At 72.2% G+C, this 26,633-nt stretch carries 19 protein-coding genes and 1 pseudogene; 10 read left to right on the forward strand and 10 right to left on the reverse strand.

The features are described from left to right. Window positions 1–116: 116 nt before the first annotated feature. Window positions 117–440, reverse strand: a complete 324-nt coding sequence (locus ACWC91_RS29025; RefSeq protein WP_225079981.1) for a hypothetical protein — start codon at window positions 438–440, stop codon at window positions 117–119. A gap of 356 nt (window positions 441–796) precedes the next feature. Here ACWC91_RS29025 and ACWC91_RS29030 point away from each other — a divergent pair, with 356 nt between their 5' ends. Then, window positions 797–1,921, forward strand: a complete 1,125-nt coding sequence (locus ACWC91_RS29030; protein ID WP_450644848.1) for a PLP-dependent cysteine synthase family protein — start codon at window positions 797–799, stop codon at window positions 1,919–1,921. 111 nt (window positions 1,922–2,032) lie between these two features. On the opposite strand, the gene ACWC91_RS29035 is transcribed toward ACWC91_RS29030, so the two are convergent. After that, complete coding sequence (locus tag ACWC91_RS29035; protein WP_281154167.1) at window positions 2,033–2,860, reverse strand: DeoR/GlpR family DNA-binding transcription regulator; 828 nt, start codon at window positions 2,858–2,860, stop codon at window positions 2,033–2,035. Between the two features lie 294 nt (window positions 2,861–3,154). Between ACWC91_RS29035 and ACWC91_RS29040 the strand changes: the two are divergent. Continuing rightward, window positions 3,155–3,909 (forward strand): annotated as a pseudogene (locus tag ACWC91_RS29040) (hypothetical protein); the annotation flags it as partial. A 37-nt stretch (window positions 3,910–3,946) separates the two neighbouring features. Beyond that, window positions 3,947–4,210, forward strand: a complete 264-nt coding sequence (locus ACWC91_RS29045) for a hypothetical protein (RefSeq protein WP_281154166.1) — start codon at window positions 3,947–3,949, stop codon at window positions 4,208–4,210. Here ACWC91_RS29045 and ACWC91_RS29050 read toward each other — a convergent pair. The 4 genes from ACWC91_RS29050 to ACWC91_RS29065 all read right to left on the reverse strand — a co-directional run bounded on the left by ACWC91_RS29050 (window position 4,180) and on the right by ACWC91_RS29065 (window position 8,845). Beyond that, window positions 4,180–6,618: a right-handed parallel beta-helix repeat-containing protein gene (locus tag ACWC91_RS29050; protein WP_450643261.1), complete on the reverse strand. Its 2,439-nt coding sequence runs from the start codon at window positions 6,616–6,618 to the stop codon at window positions 4,180–4,182. The genes ACWC91_RS29045 and ACWC91_RS29050 overlap by 31 nt on opposite strands. A gap of 111 nt (window positions 6,619–6,729) precedes the next feature. Continuing rightward, on the reverse strand, window positions 6,730–7,329 hold the full coding sequence (locus ACWC91_RS29055) for an Rv1733c family protein (protein ID WP_225079974.1): 600 nt from the start codon (window positions 7,327–7,329) through the stop codon (window positions 6,730–6,732). Between the two features lie 167 nt (window positions 7,330–7,496). Beyond that, window positions 7,497–8,321, reverse strand: coding sequence for an MOSC domain-containing protein (locus tag ACWC91_RS29060; RefSeq protein WP_225079973.1), 825 nt, complete (start codon window positions 8,319–8,321; stop codon window positions 7,497–7,499). A 56-nt stretch (window positions 8,322–8,377) separates the two neighbouring features. After that, window positions 8,378–8,845 (reverse strand): DUF6643 family protein, encoded by a 468-nt coding sequence (locus tag ACWC91_RS29065; protein ID WP_450643264.1) that lies wholly within the window; start codon window positions 8,843–8,845, stop codon window positions 8,378–8,380. A 296-nt stretch (window positions 8,846–9,141) separates the two neighbouring features. Here ACWC91_RS29065 and ACWC91_RS29070 point away from each other — a divergent pair, with 296 nt between their 5' ends. Then, window positions 9,142–10,527: a TerD family protein gene (locus ACWC91_RS29070; RefSeq protein ID WP_225080020.1), complete on the forward strand. Its 1,386-nt coding sequence runs from the start codon at window positions 9,142–9,144 to the stop codon at window positions 10,525–10,527. Between the two features lie 12 nt (window positions 10,528–10,539). Here ACWC91_RS29070 and ACWC91_RS29075 read toward each other — a convergent pair whose 3' ends face one another. Further along, window positions 10,540–11,739 carry a glycosyltransferase gene (locus ACWC91_RS29075; protein ID WP_450643266.1) on the reverse strand — a complete coding sequence of 400 codons (1,200 nt, stop codon included), beginning with the start codon at window positions 11,737–11,739 and terminating at the stop codon, window positions 10,540–10,542. Window positions 11,740–11,778: 39 nt separating this feature from the next. On the opposite strand from ACWC91_RS29075, the gene ACWC91_RS29080 reads away from it, so the two are divergent. The 6 genes from ACWC91_RS29080 (at window position 11,779) to ACWC91_RS29105 (ending at window position 18,302) form a co-directional block, all read left to right on the forward strand. Next, window positions 11,779–12,564, forward strand: a complete 786-nt coding sequence (locus ACWC91_RS29080) for a glutamate racemase (protein ID WP_225079970.1) — start codon at window positions 11,779–11,781, stop codon at window positions 12,562–12,564. A 104-nt stretch (window positions 12,565–12,668) separates the two neighbouring features. Further along, the gene (locus ACWC91_RS29085) at window positions 12,669–13,211 is read left to right on the forward strand and encodes a hypothetical protein (RefSeq protein ID WP_225079969.1); all 543 of its coding nucleotides are present in this window, start codon (window positions 12,669–12,671) and stop codon (window positions 13,209–13,211) included. A gap of 55 nt (window positions 13,212–13,266) precedes the next feature. Beyond that, window positions 13,267–14,877, forward strand: a complete 1,611-nt coding sequence (gene lnt / locus ACWC91_RS29090) for an apolipoprotein N-acyltransferase (RefSeq protein ID WP_450643268.1) — start codon at window positions 13,267–13,269, stop codon at window positions 14,875–14,877. 79 nt (window positions 14,878–14,956) lie between these two features. Continuing rightward, window positions 14,957–15,433 carry an NUDIX hydrolase gene (locus ACWC91_RS29095; RefSeq protein WP_450643269.1) on the forward strand — a complete coding sequence of 159 codons (477 nt, stop codon included), beginning with the start codon at window positions 14,957–14,959 and terminating at the stop codon, window positions 15,431–15,433. Window positions 15,434–15,487: 54 nt separating this feature from the next. Continuing rightward, a complete protein-coding gene (locus tag ACWC91_RS29100) occupies window positions 15,488–16,282 on the forward strand; it encodes a 3-hydroxybutyrate dehydrogenase (protein WP_450643271.1) in 795 nt (264 codons plus the stop codon). Window positions 16,283–16,361: 79 nt separating this feature from the next. Further along, window positions 16,362–18,302, forward strand: a complete 1,941-nt coding sequence (locus ACWC91_RS29105) for a helix-turn-helix domain-containing protein (protein ID WP_450643273.1) — start codon at window positions 16,362–16,364, stop codon at window positions 18,300–18,302. 55 nt (window positions 18,303–18,357) lie between these two features. Here ACWC91_RS29105 and ACWC91_RS29110 read toward each other — a convergent pair whose 3' ends face one another. From ACWC91_RS29110 to ACWC91_RS29120, 3 genes are all read right to left on the reverse strand, one after another. Further along, entirely contained in the window at window positions 18,358–19,749 is a 1,392-nt protein-coding gene (locus tag ACWC91_RS29110) for an MFS transporter (protein ID WP_450643274.1), read from the reverse strand. 579 nt (window positions 19,750–20,328) lie between these two features. Continuing rightward, window positions 20,329–25,290 carry an NACHT domain-containing protein gene (locus tag ACWC91_RS29115; RefSeq protein WP_388729118.1) on the reverse strand — a complete coding sequence of 1,654 codons (4,962 nt, stop codon included), beginning with the start codon at window positions 25,288–25,290 and terminating at the stop codon, window positions 20,329–20,331. Window positions 25,291–25,352: 62 nt separating this feature from the next. Further along, window positions 25,353–26,261 carry an S-4TM family putative pore-forming effector gene (locus ACWC91_RS29120; RefSeq protein ID WP_450643276.1) on the reverse strand — a complete coding sequence of 303 codons (909 nt, stop codon included), beginning with the start codon at window positions 26,259–26,261 and terminating at the stop codon, window positions 25,353–25,355. Window positions 26,262–26,633 lie beyond the last annotated feature (372 nt).

Consider the following 26,633-nt stretch of genomic DNA (forward strand, 5'->3'; position numbering starts at 1 on the left):
TGACATTGCCGCCTGCTGCCTGGCCGGCGGGCTGGTTCGCAGCGTTATCGCCGGTAAACCCTGAGTGACGTGAGACAAGCGTGACCCACGGTGTGGGGTCACGCAACTCGCCTCGCTCAGCCGCCGCGCCGCGCCGCTCGACGGACGGCCTCGACGAACCGGCGGGCCGCGGGCGGCCCCGGCTCGCCCGGTGCGGGGTCGTGGTCTCCCAGGGTCAGCAGGTACCGCTCGCCGCCCAGGTCGGCCAACGCCCGGTCGTCCGGCGCGTACCAGGGCTGGGACGCGCGCACCGACTGCACCGGAGCGCTGTCGATCTCACTGCCGTAGCTGGTCAGCAGCTCCAGCCTGCCGTCGCGGATCCGGACCCGTCCGGCCCGGGTGAGTGAGCGCAGCCGCTTGTCGATGCGTACGCCCGTGGCCGTGAACTCCGGTTCGGCCATCTCCCCGCCCTTTCGTGCGTGTCGTCGGCTCCCGCTCCGCCTGGTCCACGAGCCGGCCCGGCTCGTTCGAGATCCCCGTGTGTCACGGCGGGCGCTTCGTCCCGCCGCGGTGCAGTCTGCACGCCTTCGGCACAGAGCACCAGTGCGCGGGGAGCGCTCGCGGGTGGCGCCCGGAGCACTCGCGCGAACGCGCCCCCACACATGCGCCCCCTCGCCGCGGATCGGCCTGCTCCCAAGCGTCTCCTTGAGTCTCTCAAAGATGCGTTTATGCAGGTGAGAAGCGTGTTGAAGGTGTCTATCATCGAGCGTGTCCGGCCGCGCGGGACGCCGCCGGCGCACAGCGTAAGGAGCCCGCCGTGAGCACCACCGAGCAGCGCCGGACCGGCGACACCCTCGACGTCGACCGCAGCGACAGCGGATACCGGGACTGGCTGAAAGAAGCCGTCCGCAAGGTGCAGGCCGACGCCAACCGCTCGGCCGACACCCATCTGCTGCGCTTCCCGCTGCCCGAGGAGTGGAGCATCGACCTGTATCTGAAGGACGAGTCGACCCACCCGACCGGAAGCCTCAAGCACCGGCTGGCGCGGTCGCTGTTCCTGTACGGGCTGTGCAATGGCTGGATCCGCCCGGGCCGCCCGGTCATCGAGGCGTCCAGCGGCTCGACGGCCGTCTCGGAGGCGTACTTCGCGAAGCTGATCGGTGTGCCCTTCATCGCGGTCATGCCGCGCACGACCAGCGCCGAGAAGTGCCGCCTGATCGAGTTCCACGACGGGCGGTGCCACTTCGTGGACGACCCCCGCACGATGTACGAGGCCTCCGCCGCCCTCGCGGCCGAGACCGGGGGCCACTACATGGACCAGTTCACCTACGCCGAGCGGGCCACGGACTGGCGCGGCAACAACAACATCGCCGAGTCCATCTTCCGGCAGCTGGAGTTGGAGCGCTTCCCGGAGCCGGCGTGGATCGTCGCCACCGCGGGCACCGGCGGCACCTCCGCGACCATCGCGCGCTACGTCCACTACATGCAGTACGACACCCGCGTCTGCGTCGCCGACCCCGACAACTCGTGCTTCTTCGAGGGCTGGACCACCGGAGATCCGGACGTCACCTGCGACTGCGGCTCGCGTATCGAGGGCATCGGGCGGCCGCGCATGGAGCCGAGCTTCGTGCCCGGGGCCATCGACCGCATGATGAAGGTGCCGGACGCCGCCGCCGTGGCCGCCGTACGCGCCCTGGAGCGGGCCATCGGCCGCAAGGCGGGCGGCTCCACCGGGACGGGACTGTGGAGCGCCCTGAAGATCGTCGCCGAAATGCTGGCGGAGGGCCGCCAGGGCAGTGTCGTGACCCTGCTGTGCGACCCGGGCGACCGCTACCTCGACAAGTACTACTCCGACGCCTGGCTCACCGCACAGGGCCTCGACAGCGCCCCGTACACGCAGGCGCTGGAGTCGTTCCTGACGACCGGCGAGTGGCCGGGCTGAGAGGGCCGGTACGGCCGGACGGTCCAGGTCCTCGGGACCGGCCGGCCCCGGAGTGGCAGCGGAAGGGGCGGGTGGTCGGGCGGGGCACGGCGCGCCCCCGCTGACGGCCCCTCAGACGTCCGTCTCGTCCCCGGGCTCGCCCGCCACGACCAGCCGCAGGTGCTCCGAGATCTCGGCGCGTGCCCCCGCGGGCAGCCCCGCGTCCGTCACCAGCGTGTCGATCCGGTCCAGCGCGGCGAAGGAACTCAGGCCCACCACACCCCACTTGGTGTGGTCGGCGACCACCACCACCCGGCGCGCCGACTGCACCAGCCGACGGTTGGTCTCTGCCTCGGCCAGGTTCGGCGTGGACAGGCCCGCCTCGGCCGATATCCCGTGCACACCCAGGAACAGCACGTCGAAGTGGAGCGCGGCGATCGCCTGGTCGGCCACCGGACCCACCAGCGAGTCGGACGGCGTGCGCACCCCGCCGGTCAGCACGACCGTCGCCGCGCCCTGCCGCCGGCCGGAGGTGCGCTGCGCCGAGTGGAAGACCTCGGCGACCCGGACCGAGTTGGTGACCACCGTCAGATCGGGCACGTCGAGCAGGTGCTGGGCCAGCGCGTACGTCGTCGTACCGCCCGAGAGGGCGATCGCCGTGCCCGGTGAGACCAGCGCGGCCGCCGCCCGCGCGATGTCCTCCTTGGCGGTCAGCTCCAGACCCGACTTGGCCTCGAAGCCCGGCTCGTGCGTACTGGCCTCCACCACGGGAACCGCGCCGCCGTGCACCTTCTCCAGCACGCCCTGCCGGGCCAGCGCGTCCAGATCGCGGCGCACCGTCATGTCCGACACGCCGAGCTTCCGGGTCAGCTCGTTCACCCGGACACCGCCGCGGCGCCGGACCTCGTCCAGGATCAGTGCGCGCCGCTGCTCCGCGAGGAGGTTCTGATTCTCACTCACGTGCGCTCCGGTTCCTTTCGCCTCAAGCCGTCCGACCCGCCCCGCGCAGCCGCCGACGACGAGAAGGTCCGTCATGTCCTCCGGTGCGCGGACGTCCCATCCTTTCACGGGGCGGTCCGCACCGCGCCATCGCCCGACCGACGCGCGCATGACATCGTTGCCCTCCCGTACGCGCCTCTCGTCACCCGGATCTGGGAGATTCGGTGACGAGGGATGTGCCGCGTGCCACGGGAGGCGATCCTGGTGTCCGCACGGACACAGACCGACGGAGGCGTCACGGGGGAAGTGCGAACAGTGGAACGTGCGCAGCGGCAACCGGGGACCGCCGGAGCTGACGGCCCCGCCGCACCTGACGGGCCGACCGGACGCACCCTGGAGCTCCTGGTCCACGGCGTCGGCGGCACCACGCCCGAGACGATGCTGGACGCCCCGCGCACGGTGCGGATCACCGGCGACGACACCGCGGCCGTCTTCCGGCGCGCGGACTGCTGGTGCGGCTGGCGGGTCTGACCCTGACGGTGCTGCTCGTCGCCGCCTGCGAGGTCGCCCTCGACCTCACGGCCTGGCAGTGCGCGGGCACGCACGCGTGTGCCGCACGGCACTCCTGGCTGGGCTTCCTGTCGCCCGCGGCCGGCGGCTGGTGGAGCATGCCCGGCCGCCGCCTCGCCCTGGCCGCCCTGGTGCCCGCCGCGCTCACCGGGCTGCTGTGGTAACTGGCGCACCGCACCTGGAGCGCCTACGAGTCCCAGCAGCCGATCTCCCGGGACCCGGAGCCCGAGGACGACTCCGGCAACGGATCCCTGAGCCGTCCCGGCTTCTGGTACGGGCGCCGACCGGTGGCCCGGCTGCGCGCCGCGCACACCGCCGCGGGCCTGCTGACGGTCGCCGCGACGATCGCCGTGCCCACGGCGGCCCTCGACCGCGGCCCCGGCGGCCCCCAGGCCCTCGACACCGCGGGCCGCCTCCTGCTCACCGTCCTGCTCGTGTGGTCCACCGCCGTCGTCTGGGTCGTCTGCCGCCGGGGCCGCACCGAGCACCTGCCCGACCGGCGGCCCGGTCCGGCTGCCCGGCGACTGCGGCCCCGAGGTGGACCGTGCCCCGCTCAAGGACCCGCTCGCCTACGGCCGCACCGCACGCCATCCGCAGCCCGCCCCGATCCTGGGCCACTCCGACTACCAGGCGGACCCGGCCTTCGACGAGGAACGCCGCCGGCTGCTGGCCCGGCTGCGCCCGGACCTGCCGGGGCCCCGCCACGGGCAGCCCGACGTCCCGGCCGGAGAGGCGGACACCGGCCCGGAGCCGCCGGGCGGGCCCGGCTCTCAGGGCAGCGCGGGCAGGTCCTCGGCGTAGAGCAGTGTCAGATCGTCCGTGCTCGGTTCGGCGAGCTGCGCGACCCGGCCGGCGTGCCGCTCCACCATCGCCTCGAAGGTCTGCCGAGCCGTACGGCCGTTGCCGAACGCGGGACCCTTGGGGACCGCGGTGAAGTACGCCAGCAGGGCCTCCGCCGTGTCCGGAGCCAGCCGGTACTCGTGCTCCTCCGCCTGCTGCTCCACGATCCGCAGCAGTTCGTCGGGGCCGTAGTCGCTGAAGGTGATGGTGCGGGAGAAACGGGAGGCCACACCCGGGTTGACGGACAGGAAGCGCTCCATCTCCGCCGTGTAGCCGGCGACGATCACCACCACCGCGTCCCGCTGGTCCTCCATCAGCTTCACCAGCGTGTCGATGGCCTCCTTGCCGAAGTCGCGCCCGGCGTCCTCCGGGGAGAGCGCGTACGCCTCGTCGATGAACAGCACTCCGCCGCGAGCCCGTTCGAAGGCCTCCTGGGTGCGGATCGCGGTGGATCCGATGTGCTCGCCGACCAGGTCGACGCGGGACACCTCCACGAGGTGGCCCTTCTCCAGGACACCGAGGGAGGCCAGGATCTCGCCGTACAGACGGGCGACCGTGGTCTTGCCGGTGCCGGGGGAGCCGGTGAAGACCAGATGCCGCTTGACCGAGGCGGCCTTCAGCCCGGCCTGCTGACGGCGCCGCCCCACCTCGATCATGTCGGTCAGGGCGCGCACCTCCCGCTTGACGCTGTCCAGGCCGACCAGCGTGTCGAGTTCGCCGAGGACGTCCTTCGCGGTCCGCGCGGGCACCTCCGGCTCACCGGCGGTCACCAGCGGCTCCTGCTCGGTGGTGCGCTGCCCGGGGATCGCGCCCAGCAGGCCGGTGGACGGGGGCGAGGTCTGCACGGCCGCCTCCCGGGCCACGAGCGGGCGCACGCCGCCGCTCTCGTCGCTGGTGCAGTCCTCGACCACGGGGCCCGACCCGGCCCCGGCGTCCGGCCCGCCGTCCGCGAACTCGTAACCCCCGCGGGCGCACCGCTCCGTACGGCACTTCTTCAGCGTCGTACGGCAGCCGTCGATCACGTGGAAGCCGTAGCCGCCGCTGCCCGTCACCCGGCAGCCCAGGAAGCTGCCGCGGCCCCCGGCGGAGACGTAGAAGCCGGCCTCGGCGGGGGAGGTGACCGTGCACCGCTCGATGGTGGGGTCGGCGCCCTTGGTGACGATCACGCCGGTCTGGGTGCCGTCCACGGTGCAGTTGTTGAGCGTGCCGCCGCTGCCGTGGTCGCGGAACCAGGCGCCCGTGGCCGCGTCCTTGATCCGGCAGTCGTCGAGCTGCGCGGTGGCGCCGTCGCTCACCGACACCGCCGTGTTGCGCACCTGGGAAAGATCGCTGTCGACGACGTCCGCGCGGGAGCCGCGGTCCAGCACGAACAGCGCGTCGGGCACGTCGTGCACCCGGCAGGAGTCGAGCACCGCGGTGGCGCCGTCGCTGACCCACACCGCGGGGTAGTCGCCGGTGCTGTCGAAGATCTCGCACTGGTTGGCGTCCACGCGCGTGCCCGGGTCCCACACCGACAGGCCGTTGCGCCCGAACTGACGCACCGTCGTCCGCGTCAGCGTCAGCACGGAGCGGGAACGCAGGTCCACCGCGTTCTCCGGGATGTCGTGGATGCGGCAGTCGGCCAGCGTCAGCACGGCGTCGGTGTCGAGCGTGACACCGTCCGCGGCGGTGCGGTGCACATCGCAGTCGGTGAGGTGCGCGGTGGCCCGGCCGGTGATCTGCACGCCGCTGCCCCGGACCTCGTAGATCTCGCAACCCACCGCCTCCAGGGCGGAGTTGTCGCCTGTCGCCGTCAGTCCCGCGCCGGAGGCGTGGTGGATGCGGCAGTTCTCCAGCCGGGGGTGGGCGCCACCGCGGACCGCCACGCCCGACTGCCCGGCCGCGACGATCTCGCACTCCTCGAACACCCCACCGCCGCCGTCGAGTACGGCGATGCCGACACCGGCCGGGTTGTCGACCGTGCAGCGCCGCACGGTGGGCCGGGCGCCGCCGCGCACCTCGATGCCGGCCGCGGACCGGGTCACGATCCGCACGTCCTTGAGCTCCGGCGCGCCCTCCTCGACCAGCAGGGCGGGTGCGGCGGCGTCCTGGCCCTCGATGTACAGGTCCTGGACGACCGCGGAGGCGCGCACGGTCAGGGGCACTCCCTCTGTGGGGGCGATGCGCACCGATCCCGGGGCGCCCTCCGGGCCGCGCAGGGTCACCGCCTGTTCTACGACGAGGTTCTCCCGGTAGGTGCCCGGGGCGACGGTGAGCACGTCACCGTCGGCCGCGGCCTCCAGGGCGGCGGCGAGCGATGTGTACTCACCCGTGCGGCGCCGCCACCGCGATGTGCCGGTGTGCGTCACCTGGACCGTGCCCTGTGCCATGGCGCTGCTGTGCCCCCACCTCGTCGTACGCGGGTTGGTTGATGCCGAGTGCGTCGGCCGGTCCACCGTAGCGTGCGCGCGGACGCTCGGTTGACCAGAGCCCAAAGGCCGTCAGCTGCCGGTGCCGGTACGGCCCCAGTCCGGGCCCGCGCGGTCCCAGGCCTGGTCCCAGCGCGCGTACCGCCGGCGGACCAGGCACCGGACGATCAGCCGGCGTATCCCCTCCACCAGGCCCGCGGCCAGCATGCCCGCGCCGCAACCGGCCAGCACCGCATGGGTCGTGGCCGTCGTGGAGTCCAGGGGGCGGGTCACGGTGCGGCCGTGCCCGTCCGTCCACAGCGTGAAGCGGTCGCCGGGGTGGGGGGACCCCAGGCCCGTCGTGACCGGGCCGTGCTGCCGGGTGCCGTCCGGGGCCGTCCATTCGGCGAGGACGCGGCTGCGCAGCTCCCGTCCCGTGGTGATCTCGGGGTCGGGATCCGGCCGGTTCAGTATCCGCACCACCGTGGCCACCACCGGGTGGTGGGACCGGCGCTGCTCGCGCACCGATTGCTGAAGGGCGTCCTGGGCGAGGGAACCGGTGAGGGAGCCGATCACGGGGGCGGCGACCAGGACGAGCAGCAGCGCCGCCAGGGCCACCCACGCTTCGACGAGATCGGTCCTGCGCCGCAGCGGGTTGTGCCGCCAGCGCCAGAGTCCGCTGATCGCTCGCACGGTTGCCGAACCCCCCTTCCCCTCCGTGATAACCCCGGCCGGAGCAGTTCGTCCCCTCGCCGGCCGAAGAGAGAGGGAAATCACCTCGGGCCGGGCCTTCTCACGGACTCCTCACGAAGGCCCAACGACCGGTCCGGGCTCCGGGGTTCCCGGCCCGTGGCCTGACGTCATTCGAGAACGGTGACCGGGTCGCCGAGCCGGATGGTGCCGGTGGACTCGGGCACCAGGTTCTGGCCGAAGACCAGTTCGCCCCCGAAGCGGCGGTGGCGGCCGAGGGTGCGCAGCGGTTCCTTGCCGCGCGTTCCGGTGGCCTGGTCGGTGGTGGTCACCACGCACCGTCCGCACATCTTGGCGACCCGGAAGGTGACTTCCCCGATGGCGATGCGCGACCAGTCGTCCTCGGCCCACGCGGTGGTGCCGGACACCACGACGTTGGGCCGGAATCGGTTCATGGGCAGCGGGCCCTCGCCGGCGTGATCCCCCTCGGCGATCAGGGAGTTGAGGGAGGCGAGGGAGGAGAGCGTGGTGAGCAGCAGCGGGAAGGCGTCGGCGAAGCTCACCGTCTCGCCCGGCAGGGCGTAGGCCGGATCGACGGGCCGGCGTGTGGCGGGGTCGTCGAGGTGGACCAGGCGGACGTCGTCCCCGGTGAGGCCGCTGCACCAGGCGTGGGCGGCCGCGTCCGCGGGGACGGCCTCCACCTTCTCGCCGAAGATCTCCACGGTCACCGTGTCGCCCGGCGCGGGGACGGAGACGGTGACCGGGGCGCGTCCGGGCGCGGAAAGGCGGAGGCCGCCGCCGGGCTCGGGTGCGGCGGCGGCCAACGCGAGGTGCGGCTGCTGGCGTTGCGTGACGACCTTTCCCCCGTCGTCGATCAGCGCCCAGCGCCGGTCCCCGTCCAGCCCCCAGGGCTGGACGACGGCTTCCGCGAGCGGGACGGCTCGCAGCGCCTTGACCGGGTGGATGTGCAGCGCGTGCAGTTCCGCGTTCCCCATGGCCTCATCCTGCCAGGCGGCACGGACAGCCGGGGAGCGGACGGCACCGGAGCGGATCAGTAACCGCGGTACTGCTGGTTGCCGTACGGGTCCTGGTAGGGCGCCGGGGCGGGCCGGGGAGCGGCGGGACGCATGGCCTCGTAGCCGATGCCGCCCGCCATCGGGCGTGGTGGCTGCGGCTGCTGCGGGCCGGGATACCCGCGCGGCGCGGAGGCCTGTTGCGGGATGTAGGCCGTGGGCGCCGGCTGCGGGGGGACGGGTTGCGGCGCCTGTGGGTAGCCGTAGGAGGGCTGGGACGGGGCCGCCGGGAGGGCGGGCAGCGCCGAGGGCAGCGCGGGCAGGTTGCTGCCGGTGCTCATCGGGCCGCCGCCGGTCAGGTGGCTGCCCGTGTCGTACGGCGCCGGCACACGGATGGGGGCGATCTGCGGGGTTCCTCGCTCGGCCACGAGCGAGTCGTAGATCGGGGTGTCCGGGAAGGAGGCGGAGTAGTAGCCGCCGCCATAACTGGAGCGGGGGGAGGTCATGGCCATAAGTAAAGCCCACGATGTGCTGGTTGGGGAGACCGATAAGAGGGTTGTTTTCCGTGTCGGCGGTGACGTGGAGTCCTCAATATGAGCGAACTTGGCTAAAAAGGGGCATCGAGCAAGGCTCGGATGCTGTATAAGCCGATCTTCAGGCTGGGTTACCGGCGGTCGGCCAGGCGTGTTCCGGTGCTTCTCATGGGAGTTCGGTGTCATCGGGCTTAGGTTGGTCGGGTAGCGAGCCGACGGGCCGCCGGAGCCACGGCTTGTCCGACATGTGATGGGGGCGAAAGATGTCCATGCCGAAGGGGTCCAACACGCCGGTGCCCGCCACCGCACTGCGCGTCGAGGTGGGCTGGCGTCCCGGTCCGGGGGTCCCCGACGCGGACGTCTCGGCGCTGCTGCTGGTGGGGGGAAAGGTGCGCTCCGACGCGGACTTCGTCTTCTACAACCAGCCGGCCCACCCCTCCGGCGCGGTCCGGTACGAGGGCAAGGACACCCTCGGCGGCCAGGTGACCGACACCCTGCTCGTCGACCTCGCGCGCGTGGAGCCCTCGATCGAGAAGGTGGTGCTCGCCGCCTCCGCGGACGGCGGCACCTTCGGACAGGTGCCCGGCCTCTACATCGAGGTCCGGGACGCCGCCCGGGGCACGGTGGCCGCGCGGTTCGACAGCACCGGCGCGAGCGTCGAGACGGCGTTCGTGCTCGGCGAGTTCTACCGCCGTCAGGGCGCCTGGAAGTTCCGGGCCGTCGGCCAGGGCTACGGCAGCGGACTCGAGGGCCTGGCCACGGACTTCGGCATCACCGTGGACGAGCCGCAGCACACGCCGCCCCCGGCGCCGGCCCCGCGGGCACCCGCCATGGCGCCGCCGCCACCCGCGCCGGCCCCCTTCCCGGCCACGCCCCCGCCGCCGGTCGGACCGCCGGTTCCCCTTCCGCCGCCGGTCACCATGCCTCAGTCCGGCACACCCGCGAACCCGTTCGGCGCACCCGCACCCGCCACGCCCACGCAAGCACCCGCCACGCCCACGCCCGCCGCGGCCCCGGTCCGCCTGAGCAAGGTGACGCTCACCAAGGCGGCTCCCTCGGTGTCGCTGACCAAGCAGGGCGGAACCACGGGCGCCATGCGCGTGAACCTCAACTGGGAGGTGCGCAAACAGTTCTCCGGCTGGGGCAGCAAGCGGGGCCGTGCGGTGGCCATGCACAGGGACCTCGACCTCGACCTCTGCGCCCTCTACGAGCTGTCGGACGGCCGCAAGGGCGTCGTCCAGGCCCTCGGCAACGCCTTCGGCGCGCTGCACTGGCCGCCGTACATCCACCTCGACGGCGACGACCGCACCGGCGCCGTCGCCGACGGCGAGAACCTCACCATCAACCTCGACCACAGCGGCGACTTCCGCCGCATCCTCGTCTTCGTGACCATCTACGAAGGCGCCCGCTCCTTCGCCGACCTGCACGCCACGGTCACCCTCCAGCCGCAGCACGGCGCCCCCGTCGACTTCTCCCTGGACGAGTGCACGGTCCCCTCGACGGTGTGCGCACTCGCCCTGATCACCAACATCGGCGGCGACCTCGTGGTCCAGCGGGAGGCCCGCTATCTGGTGCCCGAACGCGGGGTCAGTCCGCAGCGCACCATCGACCGCGCCTACGGCTGGGGCATGAACTGGACCCCCGGCCGCAAGTGAACGGTCACCCGCTCACCCCTCGTCGGGCACGGCGTCCGGACGCGCGTACGTGCGGCCCTTCCAGGCCGCACCGCGGCCCCGGTAGTGCTGCACCGCCGAGTCGACCGTCATCAGCAGATAGAGGAACGCGGTGAACGGCAGCAGGGGAGCGAGCCACAGAGGCTGCCGGTAGTAGCGGAGCATCGGGACGTACGTCGCCGCCATCACCAGCCAGGCCAGGCCTCCGGCGAGCGCCGCCCCCGCGTCGCCCGCCGCCAGGCCCGCGGTCAGCGCCACCGGCGGCACCAGGTACACCAGCGCCAGCCCGGCGACCGTGCCGAGCAGCAGCGGAGGATTGTGGCGCAGCTGCGCGTAGGCGCTGCGCGAGACCATCCGCCACAGGTCGCGCAGCCGCGGATAGGGGCGCACGCTGTCCACCCGCTCGGCGAGCCCGAGCCAGATGTGGCCGCCGCCGGACTTGACGGCCCGGGCCAGGGCCACGTCGTCGATCACCGCCTGGCGGATCGCCTCCGGGATCCGCGCCCGCTCGGCGGCCTCGGCGCGCAGCAGCACGCAGCCGCCCGCGGCCGCCGCCGTCCGCGCTCCCCGGCGGCCGATCCGGCGGAAGGGGTACAGCTGCGCGAAGAAATAGACGAAGGCCGGTACGACGAGCCGCTCCCACAGGCTCTCCGCGCGCAGCCGCGCCATCTGCGAGACGACGTCGAAACCTCCGGTGCGTGCCGCCGCCACCAGATGGCGCAGGCTGTCCGGGGCATGGGCGATGTCCGCGTCCGTCAGCAGCAGGTAGGCGGGTCCACGCGCGCGTGCCAGTCCGATGCCGTGCCGTACCGCCCACAGCTTGCCCGTCCAGCCGGCGGGCGGCTCACCCGGTGAGGCCACGGTCAGCGGCAGCCCGCCGTGCCGCCGGGCCAGTTCGCGGGCCAGCTCCCCGGTGCCGTCGCGGCTGCCGTCGTCGATCAGGAAGACCTCCGCCCGGCCCGGATAGTCCTGGGCGAGCAGGGAGGGAAGGCTCTCCGGCAGGACGCCGGCCTCGTCCCGCGCGGGGACGACGACGCACACCGACGGCCAGTTCCCCGGGGCCGGGTCCTCGTGGGGCGGAAGTCTGACGTCCGTACGCCAGAAGAAGCCCTGGCAGAGCAGCAGCCACAGCCAGGCGGCGAGTGATCCGACGGCACTCCACTCGATCACGCTCACCCGCGCAGTCTGCCCCACCCGGGCGGCCGGTTCGAGGGGATCGACTATCGTGGCCGGGTGAAGATCGCGCTCATGGACTCCGGGATCGGGTTGCTGGCGGCCACCGTTGCGGTACGGAGGCTGCGCCCCGACGCGGATCTCGTGCTCTCCCTGGACCCCGCGGGCATGCCGTGGGGTCCGCGCACGCCGGAGGACCTCACCGAGCGCGCCCTCGCCGTCGCCGAGGCCGCCGCCGCGTACCGCCCGGACGCCCTGATCGTCGGCTGCAACACCGCGACCGTGCACGCGCTCACCGCCCTGCGGGCCGCTCTCGAACCGGACCTGCCGGTCATCGGCACGGTGCCGGCGATCAAACCGGCCGCGGCCGGCGGCGGACCCGTCGCCATCTGGGCGACGCCGGCCACCACCGGCAGCTCCTACCAGCGGAACCTCATCCGCGACTTCGCCGACGGCGTGCCGGTCACCGAGGTGCCCTGCTGGGGCCTCGCCGAGGCGGTGGAGCACGCGGACCAGACGGCGATCGACGAGGCCGTCGCCGCGGCCGCCGCGCTCACCCCCGCGGACGTGACGACCGTCGTCCTGGGCTGCACGCACTACGAACTGGTCGCCGACCGCATCCGGGCCGCGGTCCGGCACCCGGACGGCCCGCCGCCGGCCCTGCACGGCTCGGCGGGCGCCGTCGCGGCCCAGGCGCTGCGCCGGATCGGCGCCCGGCCCGAGCCGGAGACCGCGGCCGAGGGCGGCGTGACCGTGCTGCTGAACGGACGGGAGGGCGTCCTTCCCGCCCCGGCCCTGGCCTACGCGGAAGGCCGCCTCCTCCAGCAGGTAGCCCCGGCCCACTGACCCGGGCCGGCCACCCGACGCGCCCCGTCCCGGTACGGCCGCCCGGGTCCGTCACCCTGTGCGACGCGCTACCCGCGCAGCGAAACCTGAGTAACCTCATGGTTATGAGGGACCACCTCCACCCCGAGAACAGTTCCCATCCCGAGGTGTGGACCGGACGGGCCACCAACCGGATGCAGTGGCTGCTGGCGCCGGCCGGCGCCGCCTGCATGGCACTGGGCATCGAACTGGCCGTCGACTCCGCCTGGAGCTCCGGCGTCGCCCCGCTGGTGATGTCCGTCGTGGGCTGCATCGCGGCCGGTCTGCTGGTCCTCTTCGGCACCCTCGCCTTCGTGCACGTCGCCGTACGGGTCGACAACGAGTCCCTGGAGGTGCGCTGCGGGCACATCGGTCTGCCGCGCCGCCGCATCCCGCTCGCCCATGTCGCGGGCGCCGAGTTCGCGCCCCACGTCACCCCGCGCCACTGGGGCGGCTGGGGCTACCGGTGGCGGCCCGAGAAGGGCACCGCGGTCGTCGTACGCCGCGGTGAGGGCGTCGTGCTGCGCCTGTGGGACGGCCATACGTTCACGATCACCATCGACAACGCCGAGACGGCGGTGCACGTGATCAGGGACCGCCTGCACCCGTCGGCCCGCGGCAAGGCCTGACCTGCCCGAGCGGCCTGGCCGGTCCCTCGAAGAGTGCCGGCCGTACACTCCCGGAGTGACCGCCACCGCAACTTCCGTCGACGAGTCGGACCGGCTTCGACCGCAGGCCGCGCCCGTGCCCTGGAGGGCGAGGCTCCTCCGGCTCGTGCCCGCCGCCGCAGCAGCCCTGTCGGGCGTCCTCCTCTACTTCAGCTTCCCCCCGCGCCCCCTGTGGTGGCTGGCCCTGCCCGCCTTCGCGGTCTTCGGCGGGGTGCTGCGCGGACGCACCTGGAAGGCGGCCCTCGGTCTCGGCTACCTCTTCGGCCTCGGATTCCTGCTGCCGCTGCTGGTGTGGACCGGTGTGGAGGTCGGCCCCGGTCCGTGGCTGGCGCTCGTCGCCGTGGAGGCGGTCTTCGTCGCGCTGGTGGGCGCGGGTGTCACGGTGGTGTCCCGGCTGCCCGTCTGGCCCCTGTGGGCAGCGGCCGTGTGGATCGCCGGCGAGGCGGTACGCGCACGGGTGCCGTTCCACGGCTTCCCCTGGGGCAAGATCGCCTTCGGTCAGGCCGACGGCGTGTTCCTGCCGCTGGCCGCGGTGGGCGGCACCCCTGTGCTCGGCTTCGCGGTCGCCCTGTGCGGTTTCGGCCTGTGCGAGGCCGTGCGCCTGGCGGTGCGGGGGCGGCGCGAAGGAGCCGTACGGCGTCCGGCCGCGGCGGCGGCCCTGCTGAGCGTCGCCGTCCCCGTGGCGGGCGCGTTGGCCGCCCGGCCCCTGGTGAGCGACAAGGCCGAGAACGGCACCGCGACCGTCGCCCTCATCCAGGGCAACGTGCCCCGGGCGGGCCTGGAGTTCAACGCCCAGCGGCGCGCGGTCCTCGACTACCACGCGCGCGAGACGGAGCGGCTGGCCCAGGCGGTGAAGGCGGGCAAGGCTGCCAGGCCGGACTTCGTGCTCTGGCCGGAGAACTCCTCCGACATCGACCCCTTCGTCAACCCCGACGCGCGTGCCGTCATCGGCATGGCCGTCAGGGCGATCGGGGTGCCGGTCTCCGTCGGCGGCGTCGTGGAGCGGGACGGCGAACTGTTCAACGAGCAGATCCTGTGGGACCCGGCCAAGGGACCCACCCAGACGTACGACAAACGGCAGATCCAGCCGTTCGGCGAGTACCTTCCGCTGCGCCCGCTGCTCGGGGCGATCAACAAGGACTGGACGTCGATGGTCCGGCAGGACTTCAGCCGGGGCGACAAGCCGGGCGTGTTCACCATCGACGGCACGAAGGTGGGCCTGGCCACCTGCTACGAGGCGGCCTTCGACTGGGCCGTGCGCGACACCGTCACGTCCGGCGCGCAGATGATCTCCGTACCGAGCAACAACGCGACCTTCGACCGCAGCGAGATGACCTACCAGCAGCTCGCCATGTCCCGGATCCGCGCGGTCGAGCACAGCCGTACCGTCACCGTCCCGGTGACCAGCGGCGTCAGCGCGATCATCATGCCCGACGGGCGGATCACGCAGAAGACCGGCATGTTCGTGCCCGGCTACCTGGTCCAGAAGGTGCCGCTGCGCTCGTCCGAGACGCCCGCCACCCGGCTGGGCACCCTGCCGGAGCTCGCCCTGGTACTGGTCGCGACCGGCGGCCTCGGGTGGGCCGTCGGCGCCGGACTGCGCGGGCGACGCGCCCGGAACATGTAACCGTACGCCGGACGTACGCCCCCCGGATGCCCCTGACCGCGCCATGGTCCGGGGCATCCGGCCGGTTAGGGTCGGCTCCATGGCGACTCCCGACTTCATCCGTACCATCAGGACCTCGGCCGGCAGCCAGCTGCTGTGGCTGCCCGGCGTCACCGCCATCGTCTTCGACGACGACGGCAGAGTGCTCCTGGGCCGCCGCTCCGACACCGGCAAGTGGTCGGTGATCGGTGGCATCCCGGAACCGGGCGAGCAGCCGGCCGCCTGCGTGCGGGAGGTCCACGAGGAGACCGCGGTGCACTGCGTCGCCGAGCGGGTGGTCCTGGTCCAGGCGCTGGACCCCGTCACCTACGGCAACGGCGACATCTGCCAGTACATGGACATCACCTTCCGGTGCCGTGCCGTGGGCGGCGAGGCACGCGTCAACGACGACGAGTCGCTGGAGGTGGGCTGGTTCGCGGTGGACGCGCTGCCGGACCTGAACGAGTTCGGCCTGTTCCGGATCAAGCAGGCCATGTCCGATGCACCCACGTGGTTCAACCCCACGGAATTGGACTGAAGTATGGGTCGTGCCCATATGTGGTGTGACGGACGGTCTGCCTAGGGTCACCCCATGACCTCGCCGCTCCCCGCTCCGCACACCCCCTCGCTCGATCTCGGCGGCCGCACCGCGCTCGTCACCGGCGCCGCCGGAGGCATCGGCCGCGCCTGCGCGCTGCGGCTCGCCGCCGCCGGGGCGAGGGTCAGAGCCGTCGACCGGGACGCGCCGGGCCTGGAAGCGCTCGCCGAGCGGGCGGGCGCGCTCGCCGGCTCCCTCGAACCGCTGGTGCTCGACCTCACCGACCTCGACGCCGCCGAGCGGGCGGCCGCCGGGACCGATGTGCTCGTCAACAACGCCGGGCTGCAACTGGTCTGCCCCATCGAGGAGTTCCCGCCCGAGGTCTTCCACACCGTGCTCACCGTGATGCTGGAGGCGCCCTTCCGGCTGATCCGCGGCGCGCTGCCGCACATGTACGGCCGGCAGTGGGGCCGGATCGTCAACATCTCCTCCGTGCACGGCCTGCGCGCCTCCGCCTACAAGTCGGCCTACGTGGCCGCCAAGCACGGCCTGGAGGGGCTGTCCAAGACCACCGCCCTCGAAGGTGCCCCGCACGGCGTCACCTCCAACTGCGTCAACCCCGGCTATGTGCGCACCCCCCTGGTCGAGGCGCAGCTCGCCGACCAGGCGCGGGCCCACGGCATCTCCGAGGAGCGCGTGCTCTCCGAGGTGCTGCTCAAGGACAGCGCGGTCAAACGGCTGCTCGGACCCGAGGAGGTCGCCGAGGCCGTGGCGTACCTGTGCGGACCGCAGGCCTCCTTCGTCACCGGCTCCTCGCTGGTCCTGGACGGCGGGTGGACCGCGCACTGACCGGCCACCCGGTTCCTCTGCGCACCCGGGTTTTCCACAGGCTCCACGAGAGGACCGGACGATGGGTGATCCTGTGGGCATGTCCAGCGATCACGTGCAGTCCGCCCGGCGCCCCGCAGCCAGGACTCCGGCCGGCAGCGCCGAGACCCCCTTCCTCGAGCTGCTGGCCCGGGGCGCGCCCACCGCCGCCTTCGAACAGCCGGTGCTGCTCGCCCGTACCGAGGGCCGGCCGCCCGAGTGGATCGACGCGCTCGAACAGGCCAGACTGCTCGCCCTGCGCGTCCGCGCGGAACTGGAGGGCCGGCGGCGCCGCGAGGCGGAGCTGTCGGCGCTGTTCGAGACCGCCCACGACCTGGCCGGCCTGCGCGACCTGGACGCGGTGCTCCAGGCGATCGTGCAGCGCGCCCGCTCGCTGCTCGGCACGGACATCGCCTACCTCACCCTCAACGACCCCGCCCGCGGCGACACCTGCATGCGTGTCACCGAGGGCTCGGTGGCCGCCCGCTTCCAGCAACTGCGCCTGGGCATGGGGGAGGGGCTGGGAGGCCTGGTCGCGCAGACGGCCCGCCCCTACGTCACCGACGACTACTTCAAGGACCCCCGCTTCCAGCACACCGGAACCATCGACGCGGGAGTGCGGGACGAGGGCCTGGTCGCGATCCTCGGCGTGCCGCTCATGCTCGGGCCACAGGTGATCGGCGTACTGTTCGCGGCCGACCGGCGGGCCCGCGTCTTCGAACGGGAGCAGATCGCCCTGCTCGGCTCCTTCGCCGCCCTCGCCGCGGCGGCCATCGACAGCGCCAACCTGCTCACCGAGACCCGCTCGGCGCTCGCCGGCCTGGAGCGGGCCAACGAGATCATCCGTGACCGAAGCGGCGTCATCGAGCGCGCCTCCGACGTCCACGACCGGCTCGCCGAACTCGTCCTGCGCGGCGGCGGAGTGCACGACGTCGCCGCCGCCGTCTCCCAAGTGCTCGACGGGGCCGTCGAGTTCACCGAGGCCGCCGCCGCACCCGCCGACGCCCTGGAAGCATCCCGGGCCGAGGGACACGCGGTGCCGCACGGTCCGGACTGGATCGCCGCCGTCGCCGCGGGCGGTGAACTGCTCGGCGCGCTCGTGCTGCGCGGTCACCCCGGCCTCGACCCCGTCGACCAGCGCACGCTGGAGCGAGCCGCGATGGTCACCTCGCTGCTGCTGCTCGCCAGACGGTCGGCCGCCGAGGCCGAACAGCGCGTTCGCGGCGAACTCCTCGACGACCTCCTGGACGCCCGTGACCGCGATCCCCGCCTGCTGCGCGAGCGCGCCGCCCGGCTGGACGCCGACCTCGACGCCACGCACGTCGTGCTCGCCGCCCGGCTCGACGCCCCGTCCGCCGACGCCGAGCAGGAGGCCGCCGCCCGCCACCGCCTGTGGTCGGCGGCGTTTCACCTGGCCGCCACCCGGCACGGACTGGCCGCCGCCCGCGACGGCGGCACGGTCCTGCTGCTGCCGCTGCGCCGCGGGGACAACGCCACTCAACTGGCCCGCAGAACCGCCCGCCACCTCGGCACCGGGGTGCACGAGGCGGTCACCGTGGGCGCCTCCGCCCCCGTCGAGAACCTGGCCGCCCACCCCGAGACCGTAGCCGCCGCCTACGAGGAGGCGCGGCGCTGCCTCGACGCCCTGCGGCTGCTCGGCCGCACCGGCGACGGCGCCGCCGCCCAGGACTTCGGCTTCCTCGGCCTGCTGCTGGCCGGTGACCGGGACATCGGCGGCTTCGTCGACCGCACCGTCGGCCCGGTCGTCGCCTACGACGAGCGGCGCGGTACGGAGCTCATACGCACCCTGGAGGCGTACTTCGCGTGCGGCATGAGCCCGGCCCGCACCAAGGACGCACTGCACGTCCATGTGAACACCGTGGCCCAGCGACTGGACCGCGTGGGCCGGCTGCTCGGCCGGGACTGGCAGACCCCGGCCCGCGCCCTGGAGATCCAACTCGCCCTGCGTCTGCACCGCTTGTCGGTACCGGCGCAGAGCTGACCCCCGTACGCGAGCGGGTGTACGGGGGCCGGCCGGAACAGGGGGCGGGCGGGGATCAGACGCTACGCGCGCCGGCGGTGCGGGCGGCCGTGGGCCCGGCGTCCGCGGACGCCTCGACGTCGGCGAGGTCGCGGTGCCGGGTCTCCTTGGCCACTCCCACCGCGATCAGCGTCAGCACGGCCGCCGCGATCACGTACAGGACGATGGGGGTGGAGCTGCCGTAGGCGGACAGCAGGGCGGTGGCGATCAGCGGGGCGGGCGCGCCCGCGGCGACGGAGGCGAACTGGGCGCCGATGGAGGCGCCGGAGTAGCGCATGCGGGTCGCGAACATCTCGGCGAAGAAGGCCGCCTGCGGGGCGTACATGGCCCCGTGCAGTACCAGGCCCACGGTCACCGCGAGGACGAGTTGGCCGAAGCCGCCGGTGTCGATGAGCCAGAAGAAAGGGAACATCCACAGGCCGACCCCGGCGGCACCCAGCAGGTACACCGGGCGGCGCCCGATCCGGTCCGACAGGGCACCCCAGGCCGGGATCACCGCGAAGTGCACCGCGGACGCGATCAGCACTGCGTTGAGCGCGGTCTGCTTGGAGACGCCGGCGGAGGTGGTGGCGTAGACGAGGATGAACGCGGTGATCACGTAGTAGCTGATGTTCTCCGCCATACGCGCCCCCATCGCCACCAGCACATCACGCCAGTGATGCCGCAGCACGGACACCAGCGGCAGCCTCTCGGTCCGGTCCTCGGCCGCCCGCGCCGCCCTGCGGCTCTCGGCCTGCGCCAACGCCTGCTGGAACACGGGCGATTCATCGACGGAGAGACGAATCCACAAACCGACGACGACGAGTACACCGGAAAGCAGGAACGGAATGCGCCATCCCCAGCTGCCGAAGGCGCTGTCGGAGAGCACCGCGGTCAGCAGCGACAGCACACCGGTGGCGAGCAACTGCCCCGCGGGCGCCCCGGTCTGCGGCCAGGAGGCCCAGAACCCGCGCCGCCGCGCGTCCCCGTGCTCCGACACCAGCAGCACGGCCCCGCCCCACTCACCGCCCAGCGCGAAGCCCTGGACCAGACGCAGCACGGTGAGCAGCACCGGAGCCGCGCTGCCCACCGTCGCATGCGTGGGCAGCAACCCGATGGCGAAGGTGGCCCCACCCATCAGGAGCAGGCTCAGCACCAGCAGCTTCTTGCGCCCCAGCCGGTCACCGTAGTGCCCGAACACCAGCGCGCCCAGCGGCCGCGCCGCGAACCCGACCGCATACGTCAGGAACGACAGCAGCGTTCCCACCAGCGGATCCGAGTCCGGGAAGAACAGCTTGCTGAACACGAGCGCGGCAGCCGAGCCGTACAGGAAGAAGTCGTACCACTCGATGGTGGTGCCGATGAGGCTGGCGGCGACGATGCGGGGGAGGTTCGCCGGGGGCGGGGGAGAGGTGGTCGGGGAGGCCATGTGCGCCACTTCCTCGTCTGCGGTGGGGACGGGTACGTGTCGGCACACGGTAGGAACATGCAGGTCAGACGCACATGTGGCGAGCCAACATAGTCTGGCGGCTGGCTATGCGTGCGGCCACCATGACCGCCCGTGGAGCGGTGATTCAGGGGCCCAAAGAGAGCCGAGGTGAGGACCGTCCGTGAAGCGCATTTAGGGGTGATTTTAACGGTGCCGTGCTGACTCCGGTGCTGGTTCGGTGCTGACTAAAAGACCACGTCATCACCCGTGTTCACCTCTCCCGCGCTGACTGGTGCTGACTACGCTCCGTTGAACTCGGACATCTGAGGGCTGAGCGGTCCTGAGCCGTTGCGTGACCAAGCCCAGCCTTGCTGCTCGGTTTCTGTGTGTCGGGCGAGGCGCCGCGCTGGATGCGGTGCACGTCCGTCCCGGCAGGTTCTTCGTCTGCTGGTGGTACACGACTGCGGTCCCTTTGACCTGCGGATATGGGCGTCAGGGTGAGCTTCGGTTGGCGGCTGGTCCGGGCATCGTCCGGGACTTGGTGATGGGCCTTGGGCCAAGGCCCCCGGTCGATGGCCATCACTTCTGCGCGCTCGACGGAGTCTCCAGGGCCGGCAGCCAGCGCTGTGGACTGCCCTCGCTGCGGAGGAGGGTGCCGATCCGGACCGTCTCCCTTACCACGCCGGGCCATGGGTTGCTGTCGGCGATCGAGAGAAGGTACCGCGCTGTGTCGTCGGTGCGGTGGCGGATGCCACTGCGGATCAGCACGCGCAGGAGTTCCACCGGACCGTCCCACACACCCTCGACGAGTTCCCTCCACTGCTCCGGGCTGGCCCGTTCGGCGAGGCGCGAGAGGGGCCTCTGCCAGCGCTGCGCCAGCGTCGTCACCTTGCCCGTGGACAGCGTGCGCAGTTTCCTGGCAGCCGCGTTGACCAACGTCACCGCCTCCTGCGGTGCGGCGTCGGCCAGGCGTTCGAGGAGCCGTCCGAGCACCGTCACGTCGCCGACCTGCGTGGCCGTCGCCAGGTGGCGCAACGCCCCGTTGCGTGCCCGGCCGACCTGCGCCTGCGTGGTGAGCGGGTGGTGGCGGCACAGCAGACCCGTCATACACCGGCGGGCCGCGGCCTGCACCAGCTCACGCTCGCCCTGGCCGGTACGCCCCTCGACGTAGTCGGCGGCCGCGAAGTGACGCAGGTCCTCTTCCTCCAGTTGCTGCCACTCCGGAGTGTTTAGAGAGCCGTTCGGACTGTGCTCGACCACGGTCTCCACCAGCTGCAGCGCGGCGCCGACATGGCGCGGATGACCGCGCCTGCCCAGCATCTCCCGCAGCCGGGCCGGGGCAGGGGGGCCGAGGACGCCCAGGGCGATGAGCCTGCCGCGTACGTGCAAGGCGGTCCTGGCGTTGTCCGCGCCGTATTCACGCGTAACGGCGAGATCGCATACCTCCTCGAGTGCGGTGCGATGTCGACGTAGGGCGGCCGCCAGCCGGCGGTCGATGTCCGTCCCGGCTTGAGGCAGCGCCGCGTTCAGCCACGCCGGATCGAGCCGGGGATCTACGGCCCCTCCGGCGAACAACTCGTCCAGCAGCTCGGGATGCTCCGCTACCAGCGCCTGCAGAGAGTTGGAGATCTTCTTGTCCGTCTGGGTCACACCGGTGCCCCTGCCAGGCCCCGTGACGTGGCCCTTGCCCGCCCGTTCGGTGCGCCACAGCCGCAGGGCCGTCCGCGCCTGCGCCTGTCCCGCCGCGGCGGCGGCGACCAGCAGAATGGCCACGTCTGGATCGGTCAGCCAGATCCGGTGCAACTCCGCTTCCGCACCGCAACTGCCTCCGCTATCAGGCTGCTGGCCTGCGGCGCCCTCCGGCCACGCTTCGCCGACCAGCCGGGCCGTGGTGGCCACGTCCAGGCTGCGTTTCCAGGTTTCTGCCGCCAACTGGTGGGTGGCGTCGGCGGGAGCGGCCCGGTCCCGGGTCCGCAGTCTCAGCGCCAGCCAGCTGCGCACCGCTTGGGTGGCGGCCGGCTCCGGTCCGCGGGCACGGCTCGGCGGGGTGTCGCCGCCGAGCGTGTCCGGGGCGCGGGTGGCGGTCAGCAACGGCAGCAGCAGGCAGGTCGACAGCAGAGTCAGCGACGTCGGCGCGGTGACCTCCTCCAGCACGTCGAGTAGGTGGCCGACCTCCTCGGTGGACGCCTGCCGCGCCATCCGCGCCACGGCGTGTACTTGCACGTACGACGTGAATTCCTTGGGATGCCGGGCAGCGGCCCTCAGGACGGAGTCCAGCGGCGGCTGTCGGCCGCTGGACAGCCAGTTGCCGGCGATCAATTGTCCCAGTGCCGCCTGGACCTGTACATCGCTGTTGTTGAACCTGGTGCCGTGGCCCCATCGGTGGCGCACGATATGCCGGACCGCGGAGAACGGCCGTTCCCGTTCCGGCCATTCGAGCGGCCGGGCCACCAGCCGAAGGCAGCGGGCCACCGTCAGTAGGTCGCGCCGCGGATCCGTCACCACCATGCGCAGCCGATGCCATACCCAGCCGGGGTTCTCCAGCGCGAGCGCCTCGAGAACCCCGAGGAACTTGTGCATCTCGGAGTTATGCAGAGTCAGCAACCAGGCCCACACGCAGCTCCGGGGATCACAGTGCGGGCCTTTGCAGGCGACCCCTCGGGTCGCGTTGGACGGGCAGCTCCGGTCGAAGACGGTGATCACGCTCTTGGGCAGCGTCTCCGCGAACCACTTCAGAGCGATGAGCACCGGCTGCCTCAACTCCTCGGAGTCGCTGCGCCACAAGGCCAGCAACTCATCGACGATTCGGTCACCGTCCTTGTGCAGGGTTGTCGGCAGTGTCTCTAGGTAGACCCGCGCCAGGTCGGGATCCAGCGTGGCGATCAGCGACGTGAAATGACAACGCAGGGCGGCATCGGGCTGTGGCAGTCTGGCGTAAACCCGCAGCTGCATCGCGCGCAGCGGGTGTGTGTCCGCCGTGCCGGCGTCCCAGGTGTCGGCGAGCGTGCCGGTCAGCAGTGCTGTGCACGCCTCGGCGGCCTGGTTGCGGCCCCTGCCGGCCTGGATGAGCGCCTGCTCGGCGACCGCGAGCCGGAACTGGTCCTCGGGATGGTCCTTCAGCCAGCCCAGCAGCTCACCCAGCAGTGACGGGTCGTCGGACGCGGCAGTCCGGGAGAGCCGGCGGCCCGCCGCGTACTCGAACAGGGTCTGGTGGAAGTAGGTGTAGCGCTCCGTGGTGCCGGCACCCTGTCGTTCGACCACGCCCCGCGCCACGAGCCCTTGGAGGCCGCGTTCCAGTCCAGGGCCGCCGGAGGGTGAGCGATCGGCGAGCACCTCCGCACCCAAGATGTCGAGCCTGCCTTCCCCCAGCATTAACTGGGCCAGTTCCTCACCGGCCCCGGTGAGATCGGGCAGCGGCCCCGTGCCGGTCGCGGGGGCGTCTCCTGCTCGCTGGTCCTGGCTGACACGGTGGCTCCAGTACCGGTCGTACAGGATCGCGGTGTCGATGTCCTGCACTTGGGGCGGTTGGGGGGCGAACGTCTCGAACAGCATGCGCAGTGTCAGGGGAGCCTCGCAGACCTTACGCATCGGCAGCCCCTGCACCGCCGCGTTGGCGATGTCCCGGCACACCTTGTCCACGGAGACCTCGGCCTCTCCCTCGTAGAAGTACCGCGCGTGCGACCGGATGGCCGCTTCCTGCTCCCGCGGGCTGTAGGGGCCCAGCACGCGCTGCTGGACGCCGAAGTCCTCCACCTGCGACTGCAGGACGTTCCACTCCTCCTTCCTGCACGTCATGAGGACCCGTACGGAGTTGTCCGCGGCGATCGTGAGCAGTTCCTGTAGCACATGGAAGCCCGTCGCGTCCGACACCAGCAGGTCCGCGGTGTCGAAGAGGAAGACCGCGGGATCCGTCATGGAACGACAGGCGGCGCGCAGCGTCTCCAGGGCGAGTCCGGCACCGGACGCCGTGTTCCGGAGGTCGCCGGCCCGCAGGAAGTACGGCCGGGGGCCCAACGGGTCAGCCGAGAGCTCATGGTGCAGCCGCCACAGCAGCGTCGTCTTCCCGCTCCCCGGATCCCCGACGACGCAGATCGGCTGCCGCATGCCGAGCAGCTTGAGCAGGTCTCTCTCCAGATCCCGGGGGACAGCGAGCGCCGTGAGGTCCAGGGGCTGCGCCTGCATGCCGGACGCACCCTGGTGGCCCGCCGCAGCGACGGCGGTGTGGCTGTACGCTTCCAGTTCGCGGAGCTCCTCCGACCGATCCGTGGTGGCTCCCCGGGACACGGACGCGGCCCGCACCGCGCGGTCCGCCGCTGCGGCGGCGCCGGTCCACCGCTCCGGCGGAACCGCTGTACCGCACGTCACGTACCGCCCGGCCGGTTCCGGTCCCGTGATCGTCACGCCCGGCGGAATCGGGGTGCCCAACCGCTGCAGCAGCTCACCACCGGCGCGCGCCGCCAGCCTGAAACACCACCACCGGCCGCCGTCGCCCATGTTCTCGTAGGTGCTGCCCTGCAGACCGGTCACGATCAGGGAGAGCAGGAACTGGCGGTGCCACAGGTCGTACAGGCCGCCCGCGAAGATCTCCTCGCAGGTGTCCCGCACTGTCTGCACGATGTCTTTCGTCGCCGGCTTGATCTGGCGCAGGGAATCCTCGTGGGGTCGCACCAGATAGTGCAGCAGGGCATCGCCTTCCTCCGTCGGCTGTTCCCGGACGGTCGGTTCCACGGCGGACAGGAGCAGCGTGGCTACGTCCCGCGACAACGGGGCGTTCTGCGAGAACGTCGCCAGGTCGATGAGTTGGAACTTCTCGAACCGGGCCCTGCCTTCCCGGACGGGCACCAGGACGTTGTGCAGGTGCAGGTCGCCGTGCGCCCGTCCCCGCATGACGTCCAGCTTCGGGTGCCCGGCGTCCGCCTGGGCCAGCGCCAGAGGGTTCGGCAGGTCCAGGCCGTTGATTTTGATCCACGGCGTGTCCGCCTCCAAGCCCCCGAGCCGTGACCCGTAGGCGAGTGCCGAGCCACCGCGGGAGACAAGCGCTCCGAGTTCCTGGCGCAGCAGCTCACCGACAGGCAGGTGGTCGGACGTGCCGCCCCCCGGGCCGTTGTTCCATTCCGTCAGCAGCCACCTCGTGAGGTACGCGCAACCGGCCGGCAGGTCGTTCCCCAGGGACGCCATGGCGCACAAGTCGTCCAGGCTGCCGGTCGCGGGGGACTGGAACGTCAGTACGCGCCCGTCCTCCACCGGCCATGAACCGTGCAACGTCGGCACATGGTTCTGAGCCGTCTTGCGGGCCTCCGCGTGGGGATGCCCCTCGCCTCCCTGGCCGTGGGGGGACACCTTGACCACCATGACCCCCGGTCCTCGGCTGGCCACCACGGCCGTCAGCCCGGCACCGCTGGCACCCTGGCCCAGCGGTCGCCACCGGGGCACGTGGGGCCGAACCAGGCCCCGATGCACCTTGTGGGCCCAGTCGACCAGCGCCTTGGACGCCAGCTCGTCGTTCTCGAACAGAGAGGCGAGGCTGTCCGCGTTCTCCACCGTGCATTCCCCTGATCCGTGTCCCGTTCGCGCGCGATCCACTCCAGCCGGACGCCGGCCGGTCAGCCAGGCTGGGGCGTCCGGCGGGCGACGAGACGTGCCACGTCGTCCATGGCGGCCTGGAAATCGGCCCGGTCCGTGCTCTTGAAGCGGCGGAAGAACCAGTCCGGCACGCGCGTGTACCGCTGCCGCGAATGGAAGATCACGTCCTGCACCTGCCGGGCGAAACCCATCAGTGCGCCGGTGTCACCGCCCGCGGCGACCCTGGCCTCCAGTAGCTCCATCACCCGCTCCCGTTCTGCGGCGACCTGCCACTGGGTGCGGCACACCTCCAGACCCATCATCGCCGCGCCGAGCGACGGCACGTACCACAGCAGCACCAGGTCGAGCACCTCCATACGCGTCGTCAGGCCGACGACGAGACCGCCACCCAGCCAGAGCAGGACCGCTGCCAGCACCGTCCGCGCGTAACGGCGGCGGACCCGCGCGCCCCACCCGAGATTTTGCAGTTGGCAGGCGACCACGTCATAAGGGTGCAGCAGTTCGGGGATCTCGTAGTAGTCACGTAGCTCCGCCTCCTCACCCGAGTAACGCCGGCTGAGACTGCTGATCAGGTGTGACGCGGGCGGGGAGCCCACCATGGCGCTGTTCCACTCCAGGTGGAACAGCCGAACGTCGAACGACTCCTGCAACAACGCCGCGCGACGGGCCTCGCTGCTCTCCCACTGTGTGAGCCCGACTGAGTGCGCCACCGCCCACACCGCGCCCACCACCGTGACGGACGCGCTGACATGCGGCACGAAGACGGTGACGAGGCCGGACACGGCCAGGAGAACCGATACCCCCATGCGCGCATTGGCCAGGCGCTGGGCCCTGCGGTGGGACACCGTCATGGCCCGCAGCCGGTGCAGTGCCGCCTCTCCGTTCTGTTCCGACAGGATGCGGGAGCCCCCGAGCGGCTCGCTGCCCATGACGTTCCCCCTCGTCCTCGCCGTGCCCATACTCTGCCCGCCGGCCCCAACCCCGTACACAGGAGCCACAGTTCACGTCTCGCCGTCGGTCAGCGCTTCCGCTGCTTTTCGCCATGCGCCGGCAGAGCTTCGCTCGGCGTGACCGGAGCTGTTTCCGCAGGTGATAGACGGGTGGTCACGCGTCGCGTGAGGCTGGCGGAGTGGGCCACGGTGAAGGGCTTGGGAGCTTGGAAGGGTGTTCGCCCAGCTGAGTCACCTCAGGCTCGCTGTACCGTGATCGGCCTGACGGTGTGGGCCTTCCTGGCCTGATGGCGACTAGGTCCTTCAGGGCTCCTTCCCCCTCAGTAGGATCACCGGCAGCGTAGGGCGGGA

This window comes from Streptomyces sp. NPDC001204 (genome assembly GCF_053598035.1).